The sequence below is a fragment of the Clostridium sp. AF15-41 genome (assembly GCF_003604095.1).
Classification (GTDB): domain Bacteria; phylum Bacillota; class Clostridia; order Lachnospirales; family Lachnospiraceae; genus Coprococcus.
This window is the reverse complement of record NZ_QTMQ01000004.1, coordinates 206,410-228,291: the sequence shown is the minus strand read 5'-3', so window position 1 is coordinate 228,291 and position 21,882 is coordinate 206,410. Positions and strand designations below refer to the sequence as shown.

Below are 21,882 nucleotides of genomic sequence, written 5' to 3'. Positions count from 1 at the left end.
AGATGGAAAGTTGCAACGGAGTTGCTGTATCACAAGGTTAAAAAACAGAAATGCAATAAATATGTAGATAAAAATTATAGATAGAAAGATCTGCGGGGAATGCAGAGGAAAGAGGGTAAGCTATGGAAATCGTAAAAATGGAACATGTAACAAAGATATATGGAGAAGGAAATACCAGAGTATGGGCACTTGATGATGTGAACCTGACAGTCAATAAGGGCGAGATCGTGGCGGTTGTCGGTGCTTCCGGTTCCGGTAAATCCACCCTGCTTCATGTTATGGGTGGTGTGGATACTCCAAATGAGGGAAATGTCATTGTAGACGGAAAGGATATTACAAGACTGACCGATGAGGAGATGTCGGTCTTCCGTAGAAGAAAGATCGGATTTGTATTTCAGGCATATCACCTGATCCCGGTACTGACAGTAGAGGAAAATATCAAGATGCCGATCCTGCTCGATCACAGAAAACCGGATCGTGATTACATCGATCATATCATCGAGATGTTAGGCCTGAAGGACAGACGGAAGCATCTTCCAAACCAGTTATCCGGTGGACAACAGCAGCGTGCAGCGATCGCAAGAGCACTGGCAAACCGCCCGGCATTGATCCTTGCCGATGAGCCTACCGGAGCACTTGACTCCAAGAATGGAAATGAAGTTATCACCCTGCTTCAGGATTCTGTTAAGAAGCTGGATCAGACGCTGGTACTTATCACACATAACATCGATCTGGCGAGAGAGGCAGACCGTATCGTGAGGATCACGGATGGAAAGATATCAGAAGGAGAGGAGATGTAGAGATGAAACGAATACTTACAATCTGTATGGCATGTGTACTTGGATTCCTTGCTGTATTTGGATATAAGGATACGATGGCTTCTGTATCAGCAGCAGAGCCAAAGGTTATGGTAACTGATTATAAGATCAAAGAGAATGAAGTAGTGGCAGGTGGAACCTTTACACTTGAGGTTACGATCAAGAATACTGCAGATAAAAAGATCAGTAATCTGAAAATGGCAGTTGCTTCCGAAGGAGGCGAACTGATTCCGGCATCCGGAGCCGGAACCGGATATCTGGCAGGTCTGGAGGGCGGAGAGACTTATACATTTGAGTTCCCGATGCAGGCAGCAGCCAATCTGGAAGAAAAGGCTTATAAGCTGACAGTGACAGATGAGTATGAAGACCGCTATGGCAATCCATATACCGTGACAGATACGATCTATCTGCCGGTTACGATCAAACAACGTGGAGAGATCACCGGTGTATATGCAGAGTCAGATGTGACACTCGGAGATTCCATCGAGATCATGGGAAGCGTCAGCAATCTGGGAGCATCTACCCTCTATAACGTAAAGGCAAAGATCGATACAAGATTTACATCTGAAGGTGATGTCTATATCGGCAATATCGAACCGGGTAAGAATGGCTCGATCGATATACTTGCAAACACAATGAAGACGACAGGCACCGGCGGCGAGATGGGTAAGCTTGTCGTTACATATGAAGATAAATCGGGAAATGTAACAACGCTGGAAGAGAATTTCTCGATCAGCGTAAATGCACCTGTCTATACAGACATCGAAAAAGTAAAGGATGTACAGAAGAAGGATTACAGTAAGATGATCATAGAGATCGTTGTTGCTGTGGTTGTTGCAGCGTTCATTGTTATCTGGATCATTCGCAGAAGAAAGAGGAAGAAAGAGATATTGGAGGAGTTCTAAATGGGTTGGATCAGTCATTTATGTTTGATGAATATGAAAAGACGGAAAACCAGAACCTTTCTAACCATACTTGGAGTTGTGATCGGTGTGATCTCTGTTGTGACCCTGCTTGCAGTCGGTATCGGCGTAAGACAGGAAATGATCAATACCATGGTGGACAGTGAAAGTATTTGCCAGATTCGGGTGACTGGAGCAACCGGCGGCAAGCACAAAGACCGGATGATCATGGATCAGACCGTGAAAACTTTTCAGGAGCTTGAATATGTCAGTTCCGTATATCCGACCTATGAGATGTATGTGACCATCACAAACGGAAAATATTCTTATGATGGTGCGATTACAGGTATTCCACAGTCGGAGCTTGCGAAGCTTAAGTATACAAAGACGTCAAAGCAGACAACATCGAGCGTGAAGCCGGTGCTTATCATGGGAAATAAGGTCACATCCTTATTCTATAATCCGGAAACGGAGCAGACCTATGATGTGACAGAGAAGAAAAAAGCAGAGGCATGGATCGGAAAAAAAGTGGATCTGTCCTTCTGGGATTCACAGGAGATGGCACCGGTGAAGATAGAAGTCGGAGCGATTATTGACAGTGGAGAAGATACATATAACAGAGACTCACAGAGTGTTTACTGCGATCTGGATGTGTTAAAGAGCTTTTTAGGCAGAGTATCCAGTGGGGGAACGCTGCCGGGACAGCCGCTTGATGCAAATGGAAATCCGTACAAGGATTTCGTATATTCCGGAGCGGTTGTGACTGTTGATAATATCGATCATGTCGATTCTATCGTGAAGAAGCTTCAGGATATGGGTTATACGACAGAAAATGAGAAAGAGTATCTGGATACGATACAGAAATATCTGAAGATGGTACAGCTTTTACTGGGCGGTATCGGAGCGATCGCACTGATCGTAGCCGTGATCGGAATCAGCAATACCATGACAACATCGGTATTTGACCGGATCAATGAGATCGGCGTATTAAAGGTTCTCGGATGCGATCCGGATGAGCTGCAGATCCTGTTCCTTACAGAGGCAGGAATCATCGGAGCAGCAGGCGGCATCATAGGAGTGCTTTTATCTTATGGGTTTAAGGGTATCGTAGATAAGATTGCTATTAAAATGTTCGATCTGGCAAAGGGAACGCAGATTGCAATGATCCCATGGGAACTTGCAGCCGGAGCCGTTGTCGGAGCGATTCTGCTTGCGATATGTGCCGGATATTTTCCTGCGAGATTTGCATCGAAATTGCAGCCGTTAGATGCTGTCAGAAACAGATAGAAAAAAAGGAAAAAAACGGAACAGTATTTTGTTGACTTTACTGTATCCATGCGTTATATTATAATCGTCCGCGGGGCAGTGAGATAAACATTTACTATATTTAGGAGGAATTATTAATATGTTCGATAAGGTAAAAGCTATTTTCGAAGAGCAGTTAGGAGTATCACAGGATGAGATGCAGCTTGATACTAACTTCAAAGATGATTTAGGAGTAGATTCATTAGATTTATATGAGATAGTAATGAAGATGGAAGATGAATTCGACGTTGAGATCCCTGCTGAGGAGCTTGAAGACGTTGCTACATTCGAAGACGTACTTAACTATCTTAAGAGCAAAGGTGTAGAAGAATAATTCACATCAGAAGCAGACAAGAGGCAGCGAAGATGTCTACATACCAGATTTGCCCAGCGCAGGTTGGTGGATGACAGACTGGCTGCTTCTTTTAGTATACAGGGATGGGCAATTGTGATGTTTAGAGAGTGGATACTGTTCAACCATTTGATTTGCCAACACAGAGGCATTTGAGTCCGCCGGTCCTTAGATGGCGCTGAAGGCGGCATCTTAGTACCGCTGCAGGACGAAACGAGCGGAAGCGTCCTCTGGTTGGGAAAGTCAAGATGGTTGAACATTATGGTACATGAACATCACAATTGCCGATAAATAGAATAGACAGGTGAGAAAAATGGGTAAAACAGCAGTTATTTTTCCTGGTCAGGGTGCTCAGTATGTAGGCATGGCTAAGGATTTTTATGACAATTTTGAAGACAGTAAGGCAGTGATCGATACAGCAGACAGCGTACTTGACATTGATCTGAAGAAGATCTGCTTTGAGGAAAATGAAGACATCAACAAGACAGAATATACACAGCCTGCGATGGTAGCAGCAGAACTTGCAATTTATGAGCATGTAAAGAATACAGGCTTAAAGGCAGATGTATTTGCAGGTCTGTCACTTGGTGAGTACAGCGCACTTACAGCTTGTGGAGCTATGAAGCTTCCGGATGCGATCCGTACCGTAAGACAGCGTGGTATCCTGATGCAGAATGAAGTTCCGCTTGGTCAGGGTGCTATGGCAGCCGTTATCGCTACAGATGCAGAAGTGATCGCAAAGGTCTGTGAGGAGACTCCGGGCAATGTTCAGATCGCAAATTATAACTGCCCCGGACAGATCGTTATTTCTGGTGAGACAGAAGCCCTTGACAAAGCATGTGAAGCCCTTCAGGCAGCAGGAGCCAAGAGAGTGATCAAGTTAAATGTCAGCGGCCCATTCCATTCCAAGATGCTGGAACCGGCCGGTGAAAAGTTATATGCATACTTAAGAGATGTAGAGATCGCAGACGATTTCCTTCCATATGTATGTAATGCTGATGCATGTTATGTAACAGATGCTTCAGAGGTTAAGACTTTACTGATGCGTCAGGTATATTCATCTGTCAGATGGCAGCAGAGTATCGAAGCTATGATCGCAGACGGCGTAGATACATTTGTAGAGGTTGGACCTGGAAAGACTCTGTCCGGCTTTATGAGAAAGATCAACAAGGAAATGAAATGCATCAACATCGCAACGGTTGATGATCTGAAGAAATTGGAGGAACTGAATGCTTAAGGATAAGGTAGCAGTCGTAACAGGTGCCGGACGTGGTATCGGCAGAGCCATCGCAAAGACATTTGCAGGATATGGCGCAAAGGTAGTTGTCAATTATAATGGCTCAGAGGAACGTGCAAACAGTCTCGTAGCAGAGATCAAGGAAGCTGGCGGAGAAGCAGTTGCTTATAAGGCAAATGTAGCTGATTTTGCAGAAGCAGAGGGACTTATCAAGTTCGCACTGGAGCAGTATGGCAGAGTTGATATCCTCGTAAACAATGCCGGTATTACAAAAGATAATATCATGCTCGGTATGAAGGAAGAAGATTTCGATCAGGTTATCAATATCAACCTGAAGGGTGCATTTAACTGTATCAAGCATGTGTACAGACCGATGATGAAGCAGAAGTACGGCAGGATCATCAACATGTCATCCGTAGTCGGTATTGAAGGGAATGCAGGACAGATCAACTATGCTGCTTCCAAAGCCGGAATCATCGGCATGACGAAGTCTGTAGCAAAGGAACTTGGCAGCCGTGGTGTAACAGCAAATGCGATCGCACCGGGATTCATCAAGACAGATATGACAGACGCTATGTCAGATAAGATGAAGGATGCAATGCTTGACCACATCACAGTTAAGAGACTGGGTGAGGTGTCAGATATCGCTGAGACAGCAGCATTTCTTGCATCCGACAAGGCATCTTACATTACAGGACAGGTTATCCGTGTAGACGGTGGCATGAGCCTGTAAGACGGAATAGAATATAGATAAAAGTAGACAATGCCGGATACAATTTTATATGTATCTGGCATTGCTTCGTTATAACATTTTTATTTTTCAAAATTTATCTTGCTTTTGTAATGAAATTATCATTAATATTGTTTTTTTATATTTGATATTGTAATATAAACATATAAAAACAATACAATATATTGATATATCAATGCAAATACAATACAACAAGAATAAAGGAGGCACTATATGGCAAGTACAATTCAGGTTAGAGTAGACGATGAATTAAAAAGAAAATCAGATAGTTTGTTCAAGGATTTGGGAACAGATACTACGACGGCGATAAGAATCTTTTTGACACAGGCAGTAGCTGCAAATGGATTTCCATTTGAGATTAAAAGAAGTAACAACATATATCAAAGTATGTCCGAAGAAGATGTACTGAAAAGACTGGAAGATGCGAGAAAACACGCAGAGCAGGGAGCATGTATAGACGCAGATGCATTTGTGGCAGATATGAGGACAAAATATGGCATATAAGATTTTTATGACGATTGATGCAGCGGAGGAGCTAGAAAAGATTATTCAATATTTGATTGAAAAAAAGAGAAATCCACAGGCTGCGACAAGTTTATTAAATGATTTTGCGCAATATTGATAAATAAAAGATCCAGATATGGCAGAAATGCTGTATCTGGATTTTTCACTAAAGGTGTAGGTAAATAATTATAAACTTGTTTTCCCCTTTGATATCCGTTACAATCAAACATGGAGAGACGGCGGCAATATACTAAGTAAAAAAATACGCATGTTATTCTGTTCTGTCAGGAAAGGAGATGGAACATGGATAATGAATTAATATATTCCGCTGATGCGACATATCAGAAAGCACAGTATGATGCCTGTGCCAAGCGGCTGCTAGGACAGAAGATTATACTGGCGCATATACTGATGCGGGTAGTCGATGAATTTAAAGGTATGGATGCAGAGACGGTCGCTTCATTGATTGAAGGAGAACCGTATATCAGTCAGGTTCCGGTAGAACCCGGACTAACAAACAAAGAAATGGTAGGTGCCGGAACCGGTGAACGGATTGTCGGGCTGAATACAGAAAGCCCCGAGATCGATGACGGAAAGGTGTGTTTTGACATCATTCTCTATGTACGGATGAGGGATGGACTGGCGAAAATGATCATCAATCTGGAAGCACAGAAGAATGAACCGACAAAGTATTATATTCTGAATCGGGCAATTTTCTATACTGCAAGGTTAGTGTCATCACAGAAAGAGCGGGAATTTACCGGTTCCGATTACAACGAGATCAAACAGGTATATTCCATCTGGATCTGTATGAATATGAAGGAAAATAGTCTGAGTCATATCCATATGGTAAAAGATGATCTACTTGGTGATCAGGACTGGAAAGGCAATCTGGATATTTTAAATATCGTGATGATCGGGCTGGCAAAGGAGATTCCACCTAAGGAAGAAAGATATGAACTGCATCGATTGCTTGGAGCGTTACTATCGCAGACAATGACAGCAGAACAAAAATTGAAGCTTATGAAACAGGAGTATGACATACCGGTAGACAGACACGGTATAAGAGATGGGGTGAAGATCATGTGCAATCTGAGTGAAGGCGTAGAGGAAATGGGATATGCCAAGGGCGAAGCCGCTGGCAGGGCCATTGGAAGATCTGAAGGAAGATTAGAAGGAAAGTTGGAAGGAAGATCGGAAGAAAGAGCTGATATTATCCTGAAAATGCATAAGAAAGGCTACTCCTTAGAACAGATCATGGATGTAACCGAAATGAGTGAAACTGAAATCAAGGCAATTATAGGATAAGAACATAAGCAGAACAGATAACATGTATATTTTAGTAGAAGTCCGGATATGGCAGAAATGCTGTATCCGGACTTTTAAATTTGTAAAATGGTGCAAAATATCTAAAAAATGAAAAATGTTTTGTGGACTATTGACAGTCGTTTTTTTTTTTTATAATGTTTATGCTTTTTTACAGACATCGGGGAATTATGCACAAAAATGAAGAAAAAGCAATGTAACTTATAGGAGATCATAGTGTAAGAGAAAAGGAGATCAGAAAAATGAAAACAAAGCAAATGAAAAAACGAATTATGAGCATGATACTTGCTCTGGTGATCGGTATCTGCTGTATCGTACCGGCAGCACCGGCAATGAAAACAGAGGCAGCATCATTAAAGAGTGTGGCAAAGAAGGTTACATTTGGTGAATATAACAATGTAACTATAAATGGCACACAGGAAACTGTATTAAAGGTCGTATTAAAGTCAAAAGGTAAATTCTACCTTACAGCACCATCGACAAATAGTTTGGAGAATGTACATGCAGAACTGTATAATTCCAATATGTCGAAGCTCGGAGAGTATGAACGTTTTTTCAGCCTTGGTGATATTTCAAATGATGAGTTTGGAGTTGAGGAGTTGAAAGCCGGTACGTATTATATCCGTCTTTATGCAATATCTGTGGATGATTCCAATCCTGTACAGACAGCCGCATATTTTACAAGATTTGAGCCGACAAAGAAGCCAAGTATTGATATCTGCATTACATTAAAAAGGAAAAAATCAATTCAGTTAGGTGCGATCTTCAATAACTGTTCCAAGCAGAAACTGGCTTGGCAGTCTTCTAAGAAAAAGGTTGCAACTGTTACATCTAAGGGTAAGGTAACAGCAAAGAAGAAAGGTACCGCAATCATTTCTATCTTCACACCGAATGGTGAGGAATCCCGAATCAAAGTTATAGTAAAGTAAAGACTGGAACTTAATAATTATGAAGACCTTGGAGAGTTTCTCTAAAAACTATAATTATGTAATACAAGGAGAGATGCTTATGAATAAGATGAAAAAGATTCTGGCAGTGCTGTGCATTGCCATAGCAGTTGTTATGTGTCTTCCAAATCTGAAATTCCTGTCGAGGGCTGGTTTTGGGGATTATTTTGATTCTGTAAAAGTTGAATATGGCGGAAGTGTTACGCTGATACCGGATCTGAGCCGGTTGCCATCTGATTTTGAAATTGGTCAGGTTAAATGGTGGACAGGTGAATATGATAGCGATATAAATGGGTATACATGTACATTAAAGAATGTGACAAAGACAGATAGTTATAGTTATGTTGTTGCATCTATTCAAAATAAGGATAACACAAAGACTTTAGATTATGTTTTTACTATTTCGACCGGATCAGGTCCTACTGTGTCAATAGTCGGTGATCGTGGACGAAAGGTAACTTATGGTAAGTCTGCTTCCTTAGAAGTAAAAGCAGGTAACGGGCAGGGCAAGCTTACATATAAGTGGTTTAAGCAGGAAGCCGATTCTAATAAGTTTACAGCATTATCATCAACAGGTAATAAGATCACAACCGATAAGATTACAAAAAATGCATATTATTACTGCAGGGTAGTGGATGAGGCTGGAAGTGTCAGTTCGGAGTATTTTACAATCAATGTTGATAACAAGTTATCTGCAAAGGCGGTTGGAGACAGCTCGATTATTGCGTCTCCGAATGAAAAACTGACCTTGAAGGTAAAGGCAAGCTGTAAAGCAGGCAAGTTAACCTATAAATGGACAAAATCGGCATATAATATGAATGGTACGAAAGAAGTCGGAACCGGAGCTTCCATAACCTGTAAAGCACCAAAGCGCATCTCCGGACAAACTACATCTGTGAGCTATACCTGTATGGTTACCGATGAGTGTGGAAATGAAGTGTCAATAACATTCAGTGTCTATGTAATCGGAAAACAGTTTAAGAAGCTTGATTCAAATAAGATTTATATCATAGGCGGAAATGCCGATCTTGATATGAAGAAGCTTGTGGAAAAGAAATATCCGGAATATAAGAAAAAGGTGGAGTATATCAATCTGAATACGGGTATCTCGAGTCCGGAATATTATGCAACGGTGATGGCTATACTCGAAAAAAATCCAAATGTTACGATCATGGTTGCAATGGATACTGCTGTAACAGATAAGTTCCTGTCTACCGGGGTATTTACAGATATGGATAAGCTGGGACTGACCGAAGCATACAGCCAGTCTTATCCTTATACCAGAAAAGCAGGAACCTATAAAGGAAAGCTTACAGCTGTAGCTCCATATGTAGCACCGGGAACCTTTATGTATGATCCGGACATTGCAAAGAAAGTCCTTGGAACTTCTGATCCGGATCAGGTGCAGAAGATGGTCGGTACTGCAGACGGTTATCTGAAGGTTGCGGCGAAAATGAAGAAAGCCGGTTATTATATGACTTCGGGTGCATCACGATGTGATGAGGAAGGAACTGTTAAAATCCAATATGGAATGCTGCATCAGATGGCAGGGGATCAGTATGCTTGGTTTAATAGTGATGATTGGGATGATAATAAGACCTATATGTTATCTGCAGCAGACAAGAAGATTGCAAAGAAGATAGCAGCCGGAACAGATGAAAACGGATATGATACAGGAATAGGTATGTGGACAACGGAATGGGTGAACGATATGAATTCCGGCAAGGTGTTCGGCTGGTTCTCCTGCTCATGGGCAGCACAATATTCTATAGTATTTGACAAGCCGATGGCAGTGTGTCAGGGACCGATCTCCTATTGCTGGGGCGGAACCTATTTCGCGGTAAAGGGTGGCAAGAAGGATGAGACTGCAGCACAGTTCTTAAAATTAGTATGCTGTGATCCGGATGTGATGAGCACCTTTGATGCTTTTGATACCTTTTGCTTTCCGAACAATACAGTTGCCATGAAGAATCTGATCAAGAAGGGAAAGAATCCGAAAGATCTTAATGGAGAGCAGGTCGCTATGAAGGGCAAGCAGAATCTGTATGAAGCATATGATAAGATGGCAAGAAGTATCAATGGTGGTTCTTATAAGATCTCAAAACCAAAGGTATCCCTTATCAGCAATGGTATCGTGAAAGGTTCTGACGGAAAGTATTACTATGTCAAGAAAGGTCTGATCCAGTCAGCAGAGACCGGCTTCTTCAAGGTAGGCAAGAAGACCTACTACATCAAGAAAGGTGTTATGCAGAATAAGAAGACCGGATTTGTAAAGTATGGCAAGAAGAACTACTATGTAAGGAAGGGCGTTTGCAGTACAAAGAATGAATTCGTAAAGGTGGGCAAGAAGACTTATTATCTGAATAAGGGCGTGAAGAATACCAAGACCGGATTTGTAAAAGTAGGCAAGGCAACTTATTATGTAAAGAACGGTCTGAAGACAAGCAAGACCGCATTCATCAAGAATGGTAAGAAAGAATGTTATGTCAAGAATGGTGTATGGAAGAAATCTTATACCGGCAATGTCACCTATAGAAATCACGTTTACTATGTGAAGAAGGGTGTAAAAGTGAAGAAAGTAAGATAGTTATTCGTGGCAGGCGCAAATAATAATCTGTTTATTTGTGCCTGTCATGATTTTTACATTGATAAAAACGATTAAGGAGAAATAGGAGGAAAATGAAAAACAGAATAAAACAAATTGTGATTTGGGGCATGGTGGTGGCTTGTATTATTTGCAGTGTAAATATTCAAACGACTACTGTAGATGCGAGTACGACAAAAAAAGTTTCAATCAGCAAATCATCTTTAAAATTAAAGACGAAAGTGAAATACAAGCTAAAGGTTAACGGAACAACAAAAAAGGTTGTATGGAAAAGTTCGAATAAAAAGGTAGCAAAAGTATCGCAGTCGGGGTTAGTTAAAGCTATAAAGCCCGGAAAGACTGTTGTATCGGCAAAGGTAGGGAAAAAGACCTATAAGTGTACCGTGAGAGTATATACAGGTACATTTAAGCACAAACACAAATATAAGGAAATAATAAAAGTTGATGCGACATTTTTGATATTAGATCCGGCTATAGTTACATCGGACGAATTTGATACTGCTGGGGCAAATTTTGGATACAAAGAAGGTGATTGTCTGGGGGAAGTACTTACTGTTCAGGATATACCGGATTTCTATTTTAGTTATGATAATGGTGGAGGAACCATTTATAAGGGTATATATTGCCGGGGAAAGCTGATAGATAAGACTCATTTTAGGAGAGATACATTGAAAAATGATGGTTTTGATAATGTCGGTAATGTATCACTTGTTACCGGCAACAATAGCAGAATTATCGATCTGACTAAGTTGGAATGGTATTGTATTCATAATGAGACAACCTCCTATAATGAATGTGTTTATTGCGGAGAGACCGGGCATGTTAATTATGGCCATGATGCCCATAAGGAAGTATCCATTGATAATGAATCTGAGAAAAAATACTATAATCCTAATTGCACATGTAGAAAATTTGCAGCAAAGCAATATGGCAGATGCTTTCTGCTTCCTGTAAAATCTGTAAGGGAAGAACCCCCTTATGTTATAACATCTTATGGTAAACTCAAGATCAAATTCAGCAGATGCAAACACAAAAACGGACTTGACTATTATTATTCAACTGATATAGAAGAAGAAAAAAGATATAAGTGTCGTGATTGTGGGGCAGTACTTAGCGAATCAGATTTGAAATAAGATTAAAAGATCCGGATATGGCAGAAATGCTGTATCTGGATTTTTTTATTTTTTTTTTTAAAACTTTTTTGTAAGCTGACCTGTCTGCTATAGTAGATGCTTTCGTTATGAAAAAAGGTGCGACTATTTATAGAAAGAAAAAGTAAAATGTGCAAAATATCTAAAAAGCAAGAATATTTTTGTAGACTATTGACATCCGTTTTTTTTTTTTATAATATTTGTGCTTTTTTACAGACATCAATGAGGTTTACATAAGTATAAGAAAAGCAATGTAACCGATAGAAGGCATAGTGTATAAGAGAAAAGGAGAGAGATGGATGAAAAAGAATAAGATGAAAGAACGCATCATGTGTCTTGTATTAGCCGTGATGCTGGGTATCAGCGGTATCATACCTACGGCACCGGTATTAAAGACGGAGGCAGCATCATTATCAGCGGCGGATGATTCCCAGACAGTGATAGGATGTCATAGATTGCATGATACATCTTATGCTGCGGTACAGGTAGGCAATAAGATTTATTATTCAAGTGACAGAACGGGTTATATCTTTTGCTATGATGTCAAGAAAAAGACAAACAAGAAGTTGGCAAAGCTGCCAAAACAGGTAAGAAATAAGAATACATATTATTCCAATAAGAATTATGCCAATATCAGCAACATGTTTTACTATAAAGGATATCTTTATTGTGGTTTAAAGGATGATCTTATGTGTTATGGCATTATTCGCGTAAATGTGAAAAATGGAAAGGTGAAAAAATTATTTTTTGAGCGTTCATCAATCAGCGTTTCGCCGGAGCCGGGTTTTGAGTTTTCCATTTATAAGAATAAGATATATTATGCATATTCAAATGGCACTTCAAACTATAATTATTATTTTGCATCTATGAATCTGGATGGCTCTCATAAAAAAGTAATCAGCCAAAAAGCGCTTACGAAAGTGTGTCGAAATGTAAAGGACAGCCGCATGATTGTTTATAGAGATGCGGTGTATGTCTATAACAACTTTGATGTTTTCTACAAAATAAATAAAAAAGGGAAAAAGACAAAGATCAAGAATCTGCCGAAAACATATATGAAGGTTAAGGTCAGCACATCCGGCTGCGTAATTGACGGTGAGAAAGCACAGTATAAGGGATATGAATATGACTCAATGGGATCTTTTGGCCTGTTAAACAAAAAGAATATTGCGACAGGAGAAGAAAAGGCCATTAATTCCAGCTCAAGCGAGAGAAGAAGCTATATTGTGCTTGGAGACTATATTCTGTTAAGAAAGAATAAAGCAAAGAAGAAACTGGGTGAATGTAAAATCACCCTTCAGCTTCTTAATAATAAAGGTAAGAAAATCAAAGATCTGTATAGCTACAATGTAAATTATAATGAGTAATATATCACAATTTTAAAAGCAAAGGAGAGATGATTATGAAAAAAATGAAGAAACTACTGGCGCTTATGTGCATCGCTATAGCTGCACTCATATGGCTGCCGGGACTAAAGTTTCCGGTAGAGGCGGGAAGTATTGATTACGAGGAGATGGTGTTGGTAGAATCCGGAGGAGATGTCACCTTATCAATAAATCTCAGTAAGTTAAATCTACCGGCAGGTTTTGAGGTGGGTAGTTGTAACTGGATTACAGATGGTGAAACTGTCAGTGCAGATGGTGGAACTGTCAGTGCAGATGGATTGTCATATACATTGAGAAATGTTACAAAATCCCAGTTTGTTTATGTATCTATATCCGACAAGAATAGTAGAGATGGAAAATTTTGTGAATTTTATATTTATGTAAATTCTTCAAATATAACAGCTAAAGCAGTTGGCAATAATACGGTGATAGCGAACTCAGGAGAGAAAGTAACACTAAAGGTATCCGCAAGCAGTGATCAGGGGAAACTTACATATACATGGTATAAAGGACAGTCATACGGAGGAGATGTAGGACAGTTAGGCCATAAAGCATCTTATACCTGTACGGCGCCGGTAAACAAAACAAAAAAGCTGAAGACTGAGGATTATCACTGTGTGATTTCTGATGAAACGGGTAATTCAAGCACAGTTTCCTTTACTGTATGTGTAAACAGTACAGCCAAAGAGAGCAAATTAAAGACAAATAAGGTCTATATTCTGACAGGGGATAGTCAGGTGGAACAGGTGATAAAGGCGGTTAATAAGAAATATCCGTCTTATACAAAGAATATCGAAGTGATCAAATATGAAGTTGGCGGAGAATCAGCTGAATATTATGCATTAGTACAGCAGAAGCTTGCAAACAATCCCGAAGCTACGTTTATCGTTTTGATGTATTCATCAAAGCTGGATGTACTTTTATCTACAGGAGTATTTACAGATCTGGACAAGCTTGGACTTACAGATGCTTACAGCCAGTCTTATCCATATACCAGAAAAGCAGGAACCTATAAGGGCAAGCTTGTAGCGATGACACCGGAAGCAACACCGGGAGCATTTATGTTTGATCCGGATATTGCACAGAAGGTTCTTGGAACTTCAGATCCTGAAAAGGTTCAGAAGATGATCGGAACAGCTGATGGCTATCTGTCTGTTGCTGCAAAAATGAAAGAGGCCGGTTACTATATGACCTCCGGAGCATCAAAAAATACAATGAGTGGTTGTGAGGGTATTCTCAATGACATGATAGGGGATACATCGTATTCTTACGAGGATAATAGCAAGGTATTTATGTTATCTGAAGCAGATAAGAAGACTGTGGAAAAGATCGCGAAGGCGACCCGTAGAAATGGATATGATACAGGAAGCTCGATGTGGAGCAGTGCTTGGGTGGCTGATATGACATCCGGTAAGGTATTTGGCTGGTTCTCTGGCACCTGGGGACAGTATAGCATTACATTTGACAAGCCGATGGCTGCCTGTCAGGGACCATTTGCCTATAACTGGGGTGGTACATACTACGCAATTAAGAGTGGCAGGCAGGATGAAGCAGCAGTGCAGTTCCTAAAAGCCTTATGCTGCGATCCTTCTGTAATGCGTTCTCTGGGCGACCTTCCAAATAATACCATTGCAGCTCAGAAGGTGATCAGTAAGGGTAAGAATCCTGCAGCTATGAAAAATAATCAGAATATTTATAAAGTATTCGATAAGATGGCAAGAAGCATCAATGGTGATTCTTATAAGATCTCAAAACCAAAGGTATCTCTTACAAGTAATGGCATTGTAAAGGGATCTGACGGAAAATATTACTATGTAAAGAAAGGTCTGATCCAGTCAGGCAGAAGCGGATTCATCAAAGTTGGCAAGAAGACCTATTACATCAAGAAGGGTGTAGTGCAGAATAAAAAGACCGGATTCGTGAAGAACGGCAAGAAGTACTACTATGTAAAGAAAGGTGTCTGCAGTACAAAGAATGAATTCGTAAAGGTTGGTAAGAAGACCTATTATCTGAATAAAGGCGCAAAGAACACCAAGACCGGATTTGTAAAAGTCGGTAAGGCAACTTATTACGTTAAGAAAGGTCTGAAGACTACACAGACAGCATTCATCAAGAATGGCAGACAGGAATACTATGTCAAGAATGGCGTATGGAAGAAGTCTTATACCGGAAATGTCACCTATAGAAATCATGTTTACTATGTGAAGAAGGGTGTAAAAGTAAAAAAGGTGAGATAATACATGAAGAATAGATTGAAGCAGATCATTGTCTGGTGCATGGTGGCAGCATTGCTATGCGTGAATTGCTCATTTACATCAGAAGCGAAAACAGGCAGTAAGGTTACAGTTCCAAAGACATCTATTACGTCAGTAAGATCCAGATCAGCGGGACAGGTGACAGTAAGATTTAAGAAGTCAAAAAAGGCGGGCAGCTATCAGATTCAGATCAGCACAGACAAGAAGTTTAAGAAAGGCGTAAAAAGCCAGAAAGTCAGTGCCGGGAAAAAGACTGTTACATTTAAGAAGCTGAAGCAGGGCAAAAAATATTATGTCAGAGTGCGTGTGTACCGGACTGTAAAGAAGAAAAAATATCACAGCGCATGGAGTAAAGTGAAGTCTGTTAAAGTGAAAAAGAAGACGACAAAGAAGGACTCCGGTCAGAAGAATACTGGTGATAGCAACAAGTCAGAGAACACCACGGATGTAACAGATACCACTGAGAACACAGGAGCTGCCAAGGATACAGATACCACTGGGAACACGAATTCCGGCGGACAGCAGGATGCAGGAAACGGTGGACAAGAGTCCGAGGATCAAAAAAAAGAGTGGGATGGTACAGTAGAGCTGGAAAAAATGGAATATGAACTGGGAGATGAAATAAAGGTTCATTATTCCAAACAGCCGGAATGTGCAGGAGAAATAAAGGAATATTATACTTATGGTAATCGGGGAGAATATATCGATTATACAGAAAGATATACCAAAAAGAATGAGGATGGAAATGTGGTATGTACGAGTGTCGGACATACCAGCCTGTGTATTATATTCCCTGAGACAGAACATTATAAAGAGACATGGATTGCTTTGGGAAAAGTGAGAATATACAATAATGAAGATCCACTTGGAGGATTTAATCTGTCCGGTTATAAGTACGGGGAAACCATGAAGAAAGAGGTTGGAAATACAACCGTAACGAATGGTACAGGTTCTTTTTGCGAATGGTTTGCATGTGAAGGTAATGCTGCGTGGTTAGAGGAGCATATAACCTATAAGGTATCGGATGCTACGCCGAAAGAATACAGTAATCTTATGGAATGGGCAGGCTGGAATACTTCAGAACTGGAAATAAAAGTAGAAACCTATAATCTGAAAGGAGTATATGGAGAGACAACATCTATTACAACTCCGACCACAAGTGGAAAAGTACAATTTTCCGGCAAAGCAATGTCACAGTGTAAGCTTACTGTAACAGCTGGTGCAGGTGTGCGCGTGTGCAGACTGGATGCTTACAAGGATGGCGTTTTATATGACACTATGTATGTTGCTCCGAAGCCATATGATGAAGATGGAAATCTTCTTGATGCAGAATTGTATACAAAGGTTCGGAGAAATGTAGAGGCAAAGCTGTGGACAGATGATATGTCGAATTATGATAAGCTGAAAACTCTTGCAGATTATATTTCAACGACAGCGCATTATCCGGGATATCAATGTACTCAAAAAGATGTAAATCCGACTCTGTGGGATGGATTCTCAGTCGATGGTATGGCGCTTTATTATAATATGTTCGATATGCCGGTCTTAAACCGTGCGATGGCATTGCGTGGCGGTATCATAACCTGTGTGGCTATAGATATTGTCTGTGCTGCGGCAGAGGAGGATCTGGGGCTGAATTATCTGTATGATAAAGCGACAGATACTGTTGCAGAAGGTGAGGGTGTATGGCTTACGATCGGAGATGCCAGTACCAATCCAAGCGCAGGAGCACATGAGTCTCTGGCATACAAGGATGCCGATGGCAATATCGTATATATCGATGCGCAGGGAAGAAAGGCAAGAAATTCATGCGAAGAACACGGCTGTCTGGATAAGGTCATCAGAGACTAGATCCGTGCCGGACGTGAAGAAGCGAAGAATATAGAGGCAAATATTTAATCAAATAATTAAGGAGATGGATGAAATATGAAACAATTTTTCAAATCACATGCAATTTTATTCAGTATGCTTGCAGTTCTGATCGGATGCTTAATTTATCCGAATCAGGCAGATGCAAAGACATATCAGACGCAGGATAACTATATTGGCGGTGGCGGATGTTCCGTTGTGATCAGCAATAATAAGGTATACTATTCGATCACAGAGACCGGAAGGATCTTCTGCTACGATATCAAAACGAAGAAGACAAAAACCATTGCCAAGGCAAGTGGAAAAGGATTTGGCAGCTTAAGGAAAAAGGGAAATTATCTCTATGCAGTTTATGACAATTATGGCGGTTCTGATGGATCAGATGAGTATATCGTACGTGTGTCCATTAAGACCGGTAAAAAAACAAAGCTTGCAAGAGGCCGTAATTTTGTATTTGCCGGCAAAAAGATCTACTATACAAAGACTCAGCATATCAAGACCGGTGATGTAGAATATGATAAGACGATCGGTACATATTCCATGTCACTTACCGGAAAGAATAAAAAGAAAGCAAAGTCTGTCGTATTGAATACAGAGCGTGATGGAAGAACTCCGATCAAGACCTCCAAGGGTTCTCTGACCTCCCGGGGCAAGACGATAGGTAGTTTATATTTCCCACAGGCGATAGATTACAAGACCTCAAAAGGCAAGAAAACCGAGATTTATAATGTGCTGAAAGATAAGAATGCGACCAGTACTTCAACGGTTTCTTATTATACGTTGCAGGGCGACTACATCGTGTATAAGAAATATGATAAAAAGGGATATTCCAAACTGGTTCTTGTGAAAAAGAACGGAAAAGGAGCAAAGGTTATATATTCAGCACCTTCTGTAAGCGGCTGGTAAAATGAAAATACAGGCGTTACAGCCGGTCGGTGTCAGGTGAGGGTCAGAACTTATAGCGTCAGATAGACAGTTAGAGCTTATGGCATCAGATGGACGATGTTGTATTTAGCATACGGCATCAGATACAGATAATAGAATTTATTTGTATCTGGTGCCGTTTTTTTACGCATTGTGATGGTAAAAAATGCGGATTAATGCTACAATAAAACGAATGGGGAAACGCTTTGGCAGATACGAATGAAAAGGCTGAATGAGATCATACGAGAGGAAACGAAAAAATGAACAAACGAAACCGGTTAAAAACCATTCGGCCGCAGAATGAACGTGCGGCAAGAGCATTCCGTAAGAAGCAGAACATGAAGGTAGAGCTGAATAAAAAGTGGCTGCCTGTTGTCTATGTGGTGATGCTCGGTATCTGTATTTTACTGAATGTGACAAATGATAGTCTGGATCCGGCAAATGTGCTGATCAGTGTCTGTATGTTTGGAATTGTGGGAGCGATATTTGTCTATGCATATAAGCATTTGAAGCATATCGACCAGATGGGGGAAGATTTTCGTATAGCCATCAGCTATATCAAGGGCGACTATGCAAAAGAAAAGAAGCTTCTTTGGGATCTGTATCGTACCGAGACCCGGTATGGTATCTTTAATGAGGAACATCTGAGAAATTCCTATGTAGATTATGTGGAAGAAATGAAACGTCTGGAGCAGGATGAAGAAGGAAAATATGCCTGTGACATCGAAGATTTTATAAATTATCAGTTGATCGATGATGCAGTAGAAAAGGGTCGTCTGAATCTGGTGCCGGGTGCCATGACCGGACTTGGTATTCTTGGTACCTTTATCGGTCTGTCAATCGGACTTCAGGCATTTAATACAGGTTCAGCAGAGGAGATTACGAACAGTATCGGACCTCTGATGGATGGTATCAAGGTTGCGTTCCATACATCTATCTATGGTATGATCTTTTCCCTGACATTTAATCTGATCTTTAAGACGGTTCTGGAACAGGCATATCACAAGCTGGATGAATTTGTAGCAGAGTTCAAACGGTATGTACGTCCGGATGCGACTTACGATAACGGTAATTTGGAACTGGATTTCCAGAAGAAACAGTTGGAAGCAACGATAGCAACACAGAAGGCAATCGAAGAAACACTTGCATATCTGAAGTCCATGCATGAAGATATCGAAGATATCCGTATCCTGACAAAGGATCAGAATGATATCTTCCGTGGCAGATTGAACCGCCCGAGGGCGATCGAGCAGAGCAGCAGGGAGGGATAAGGCATGAGCAAGAAACGAAGAAGACCGGAGGAAGAAGAAACCTCCTACTGGCTGTCTTATTCCGATATGATGGCTGCGCTCCTTCTGATCTTTATCCTGATCATTTCCTTTACACTGATGCAGTCTAAGAGCCAGTATGAGAGTAAACAGGCAGAGCTTGATAAACAGCAGGAGATCATCAAAGAGCAGGAACAGCTCTTAAAAGACCAGCAGGAGGAGCTTGACCGTATCGCAGGCATCCGAAGTGGTCTGGTGGCGGCACTCCGTGATGAGTTCGCAGACAGTTCGTTAAATGTCAAGGTAGACGAGAAAACGGGTGCGATCACCTTTGATGCAAGCGTTTTGTTTGATGTAGCAGACAGTGATCTGAAGGAAGAAGGAAAGACCTTCTTAAAGGAATTTCTTCCCAAATACTGTAAAGTGCTGCTGGATGAAAAATATCGTGATTATGTATCGGAGATTATTATAGAAGGTCATACAGATACGAATGGATCTTATATTTATAATCTTGAACTTTCCCAGCAGAGAGCCTTTTCTGTTGCAAAGTATTGCCTGACCGAGAGTAACGGGATCATAAGCTCCACAGATGTTGAACTGCTTCGAAGTGTGCTGACGGCAAATGGAAAGTCCTACAGCAATCCGATCTATAAGGAGGATGGATCTGTCGATCTGGAAGCATCCAGACGAGTAGAGATCCTGTTCCGGCTTCAGGATGAAGAAATGATCGCCGAGATGATGGATATTCTGAAAGAGAAATAGATTTTTGAAAGAGAAACAGACCAACACTTGCGGTTTTAAAAACGAGATGGTACAATGAGCATTGCGATGGGATGTGTTTGTACATACCAGCATAATGCGAAACCGACATTGAACCGACAGGTGAAATGGTACAATGAGCATTACGGCGGTACATATTTATATGATATGTACTAAATGGATAGATTGTCTTTTGAAAGGAAAACGAGATGAAAAGAGTAGTTGTAACAGGAATGGGCGCTGTAACCCCGATTGGAAATAACGTAGAAGAATTCTGGGATGGCATTAAGAAGAATAAAGTAGGTATTGGCGAGATTACAAAATTTGATGTATCCGAATATAAATGCAAAATGGGTGCTGAAGTAAAAGATTTTGATCCGAAACAATATATGGATCCAAAGGCAGCCAGAAGAATGGAGCCGTTCTGCCAGTATGCAGTTGCAGCTACAGGCGAAGCAATCAGGAACGCGGGTATTGATCTTGAGAAAGAAGATCTGACAAGATTCGGAACCTGTATCGGTAACGGACTTGGCGGTGTAGCTACGATCGAAAAGGAACATGCCAAGGTTATGAATGGTAAGGCAAACCGTGTCAGTGTAATGATGGTTCCTATGATGATCTCGAATATGGCAGCCGGAAATGTAGCGATCGCATATGGCTTAAAGGGCAAATGTACAGATGTTGTAACAGCATGTGCGACAGGAACAAACAGCATTGGCGAGGCATATCGTTATATTCAGGTCGGAGATGCAGATGTGATGGTAGCCGGAGGCGCTGAATCACCGATCTGTGAGACAAATGTTTCAGGATTTATCTCCATGACAGCACTTTCAAGTGCAACGGAAGCAGATCGTGCGTCGATTCCGTTTGACAAAGACAGATGTGGATTCGTTATCGGTGAAGGAGCTGGAGTCGTAGTTCTGGAATCTCTGGAGCATGCGCAGGCAAGAGGAGCAAAGATCCTTGCCGAGGTTGTCGGATATGGTTCCACCTGTGATGCATTTCACATTACATCCCCTGCCGAGGATGGAGAGGGTGCAGCAAGAGCCATGACACTCGCGATCAATGAGGCTGGCATTACACCGGCAGACGTTGATTATATCAATGCACACGGAACAAGTACCCACCACAATGATCTCTATGAGACAAGAGCCATTAAGAAAGCATTTGGTGAGGATGCATATAATGTAAATATCAATTCTACAAAATCCATGATCGGTCATTTATTTGGCGCGGCCGGAGCAGTTGAATTTATTACATGCGTAAAATCTATCGAAGATGGATATATTCACCCAACAGTTGGTCTTCGTGAGACAGAAGGCGAGATCGACCTGAATTATACAAAGGGTGAGGGCGTTCATAAGGACATTACATATGCGCTGAGCAATTCTCTTGGATTTGGCGGACACAATGCAAGTATCCTTGTAAAGAAATGGGAAGAATAAGATCCAGACAAAAACAGATATAAAAGAATTACACATCATAAATAATGTGAGCAAAAGTATTTGCACGAAAAAGTGTAAA

General features: G+C 40.9%; 19 protein-coding genes. All 19 read left to right on the top strand.

The features are described from left to right. The first annotated feature begins 122 nt into the window (after positions 1-122). The 19 genes from DWW43_RS04860 (at position 123) to fabF (ending at position 21,803) form a co-directional block, all read left to right on the top strand. Positions 123-800 (top strand): ABC transporter ATP-binding protein, encoded by a 678-nt coding sequence (locus DWW43_RS04860; protein WP_008402588.1) that lies wholly within the window; start codon positions 123-125, stop codon positions 798-800. A gap of 2 nt (positions 801-802) precedes the next feature. Beyond that, positions 803-1,723 (top strand): hypothetical protein, encoded by a 921-nt coding sequence (locus tag DWW43_RS04855; protein WP_243104396.1) that lies wholly within the window; start codon positions 803-805, stop codon positions 1,721-1,723. Continuing rightward, on the top strand, positions 1,724-3,007 hold the full coding sequence (locus DWW43_RS04850) for an FtsX-like permease family protein (protein WP_119962882.1): 1,284 nt from the start codon (positions 1,724-1,726) through the stop codon (positions 3,005-3,007). Positions 3,008-3,125: 118 nt separating this feature from the next. Further along, positions 3,126-3,359, top strand: a complete 234-nt coding sequence (gene acpP / locus DWW43_RS04845) for an acyl carrier protein (protein ID WP_008402591.1) — start codon at positions 3,126-3,128, stop codon at positions 3,357-3,359. Between the two features lie 331 nt (positions 3,360-3,690). Beyond that, positions 3,691-4,614: an ACP S-malonyltransferase gene (fabD, locus tag DWW43_RS04840; protein WP_119962881.1), complete on the top strand. Its 924-nt coding sequence runs from the start codon at positions 3,691-3,693 to the stop codon at positions 4,612-4,614. After that, positions 4,607-5,347 carry a 3-oxoacyl-[acyl-carrier-protein] reductase gene (gene fabG / locus DWW43_RS04835; protein WP_118483178.1) on the top strand — a complete coding sequence of 247 codons (741 nt, stop codon included), beginning with the start codon at positions 4,607-4,609 and terminating at the stop codon, positions 5,345-5,347. The genes fabD and fabG overlap by 8 nt, the downstream gene beginning before the upstream one ends. A gap of 231 nt (positions 5,348-5,578) precedes the next feature. Next, positions 5,579-5,869, top strand: a complete 291-nt coding sequence (locus DWW43_RS04830) for a type II toxin-antitoxin system RelB/DinJ family antitoxin (RefSeq protein ID WP_021944606.1) — start codon at positions 5,579-5,581, stop codon at positions 5,867-5,869. After that, positions 5,859-5,987 carry a hypothetical protein gene (locus DWW43_RS12380; RefSeq protein WP_279221076.1) on the top strand — a complete coding sequence of 43 codons (129 nt, stop codon included), beginning with the start codon at positions 5,859-5,861 and terminating at the stop codon, positions 5,985-5,987. Before DWW43_RS04830 ends, DWW43_RS12380 begins: the two co-directional genes overlap by 11 nt. A gap of 185 nt (positions 5,988-6,172) precedes the next feature. Then, the gene (locus DWW43_RS04825; RefSeq protein ID WP_119962880.1) at positions 6,173-7,177 is read left to right on the top strand and encodes a PD-(D/E)XK nuclease family transposase; all 1,005 of its coding nucleotides are present in this window, start codon (positions 6,173-6,175) and stop codon (positions 7,175-7,177) included. A 260-nt stretch (positions 7,178-7,437) separates the two neighbouring features. Continuing rightward, on the top strand, positions 7,438-8,124 hold the full coding sequence (locus DWW43_RS12285; RefSeq protein WP_243104395.1) for an Ig-like domain-containing protein: 687 nt from the start codon (positions 7,438-7,440) through the stop codon (positions 8,122-8,124). A 79-nt stretch (positions 8,125-8,203) separates the two neighbouring features. After that, positions 8,204-10,729 (top strand): hypothetical protein, encoded by a 2,526-nt coding sequence (locus DWW43_RS04815; RefSeq protein WP_119962879.1) that lies wholly within the window; start codon positions 8,204-8,206, stop codon positions 10,727-10,729. Between the two features lie 92 nt (positions 10,730-10,821). After that, a complete protein-coding gene (locus DWW43_RS04810; protein ID WP_119962878.1) occupies positions 10,822-11,880 on the top strand; it encodes an Ig-like domain-containing protein in 1,059 nt (352 codons plus the stop codon). 317 nt (positions 11,881-12,197) lie between these two features. Then, entirely contained in the window at positions 12,198-13,265 is a 1,068-nt protein-coding gene (locus tag DWW43_RS04805; RefSeq protein ID WP_119962877.1) for a hypothetical protein, read from the top strand. A 35-nt stretch (positions 13,266-13,300) separates the two neighbouring features. After that, positions 13,301-15,520 (top strand): hypothetical protein, encoded by a 2,220-nt coding sequence (locus DWW43_RS04800; RefSeq protein WP_119962876.1) that lies wholly within the window; start codon positions 13,301-13,303, stop codon positions 15,518-15,520. A 3-nt stretch (positions 15,521-15,523) separates the two neighbouring features. Further along, on the top strand, positions 15,524-17,389 hold the full coding sequence (locus DWW43_RS04795; RefSeq protein WP_119962875.1) for a hypothetical protein: 1,866 nt from the start codon (positions 15,524-15,526) through the stop codon (positions 17,387-17,389). A gap of 75 nt (positions 17,390-17,464) precedes the next feature. Beyond that, complete coding sequence (locus tag DWW43_RS04790) at positions 17,465-18,313, top strand: hypothetical protein (protein WP_119962874.1); 849 nt, start codon at positions 17,465-17,467, stop codon at positions 18,311-18,313. A 278-nt stretch (positions 18,314-18,591) separates the two neighbouring features. Continuing rightward, on the top strand, positions 18,592-19,602 hold the full coding sequence (locus tag DWW43_RS04785; protein ID WP_117822289.1) for a MotA/TolQ/ExbB proton channel family protein: 1,011 nt from the start codon (positions 18,592-18,594) through the stop codon (positions 19,600-19,602). Positions 19,603-19,605: 3 nt separating this feature from the next. Beyond that, positions 19,606-20,361 carry an OmpA family protein gene (locus tag DWW43_RS04780; protein ID WP_119962873.1) on the top strand — a complete coding sequence of 252 codons (756 nt, stop codon included), beginning with the start codon at positions 19,606-19,608 and terminating at the stop codon, positions 20,359-20,361. Positions 20,362-20,567: 206 nt separating this feature from the next. After that, a complete protein-coding gene (gene fabF / locus DWW43_RS04775; protein ID WP_117822287.1) occupies positions 20,568-21,803 on the top strand; it encodes a beta-ketoacyl-ACP synthase II in 1,236 nt (411 codons plus the stop codon). Positions 21,804-21,882: the final 79 nt, after the last annotated feature.

Bases quoted from the DNA above. Each gene is read 5' to 3' on its own strand.
- DWW43_RS04860 (WP_008402588.1), top strand. From the start codon at position 123: ATGGAAATCGTAAAAATGGAACATGTAACAAAGATATATGGAGAAGGA.
- DWW43_RS04855 (WP_243104396.1), top strand. From the start codon at position 803: ATGAAACGAATACTTACAATCTGTATGGCATGTGTACTTGGATTCCTT.
- DWW43_RS04850 (WP_119962882.1), top strand. From the start codon at position 1,724: ATGGGTTGGATCAGTCATTTATGTTTGATGAATATGAAAAGACGGAAA.
- acpP (WP_008402591.1), top strand. From the start codon at position 3,126: ATGTTCGATAAGGTAAAAGCTATTTTCGAAGAGCAGTTAGGAGTATCA.
- fabD (WP_119962881.1), top strand. From the start codon at position 3,691: ATGGGTAAAACAGCAGTTATTTTTCCTGGTCAGGGTGCTCAGTATGTA.
- fabG (WP_118483178.1), top strand. From the start codon at position 4,607: ATGCTTAAGGATAAGGTAGCAGTCGTAACAGGTGCCGGACGTGGTATC.
- DWW43_RS04830 (WP_021944606.1), top strand. From the start codon at position 5,579: ATGGCAAGTACAATTCAGGTTAGAGTAGACGATGAATTAAAAAGAAAA.
- DWW43_RS12380 (WP_279221076.1), top strand. From the start codon at position 5,859: ATGGCATATAAGATTTTTATGACGATTGATGCAGCGGAGGAGCTAGAA.
- DWW43_RS04825 (WP_119962880.1), top strand. From the start codon at position 6,173: ATGGATAATGAATTAATATATTCCGCTGATGCGACATATCAGAAAGCA.
- DWW43_RS12285 (WP_243104395.1), top strand. From the start codon at position 7,438: ATGAAAACAAAGCAAATGAAAAAACGAATTATGAGCATGATACTTGCT.
- DWW43_RS04815 (WP_119962879.1), top strand. From the start codon at position 8,204: ATGAATAAGATGAAAAAGATTCTGGCAGTGCTGTGCATTGCCATAGCA.
- DWW43_RS04810 (WP_119962878.1), top strand. From the start codon at position 10,822: ATGAAAAACAGAATAAAACAAATTGTGATTTGGGGCATGGTGGTGGCT.
- DWW43_RS04805 (WP_119962877.1), top strand. From the start codon at position 12,198: ATGAAAAAGAATAAGATGAAAGAACGCATCATGTGTCTTGTATTAGCC.
- DWW43_RS04800 (WP_119962876.1), top strand. From the start codon at position 13,301: ATGAAAAAAATGAAGAAACTACTGGCGCTTATGTGCATCGCTATAGCT.
- DWW43_RS04795 (WP_119962875.1), top strand. From the start codon at position 15,524: ATGAAGAATAGATTGAAGCAGATCATTGTCTGGTGCATGGTGGCAGCA.
- DWW43_RS04790 (WP_119962874.1), top strand. From the start codon at position 17,465: ATGAAACAATTTTTCAAATCACATGCAATTTTATTCAGTATGCTTGCA.
- DWW43_RS04785 (WP_117822289.1), top strand. From the start codon at position 18,592: ATGAACAAACGAAACCGGTTAAAAACCATTCGGCCGCAGAATGAACGT.
- DWW43_RS04780 (WP_119962873.1), top strand. From the start codon at position 19,606: ATGAGCAAGAAACGAAGAAGACCGGAGGAAGAAGAAACCTCCTACTGG.
- fabF (WP_117822287.1), top strand. From the start codon at position 20,568: ATGAAAAGAGTAGTTGTAACAGGAATGGGCGCTGTAACCCCGATTGGA.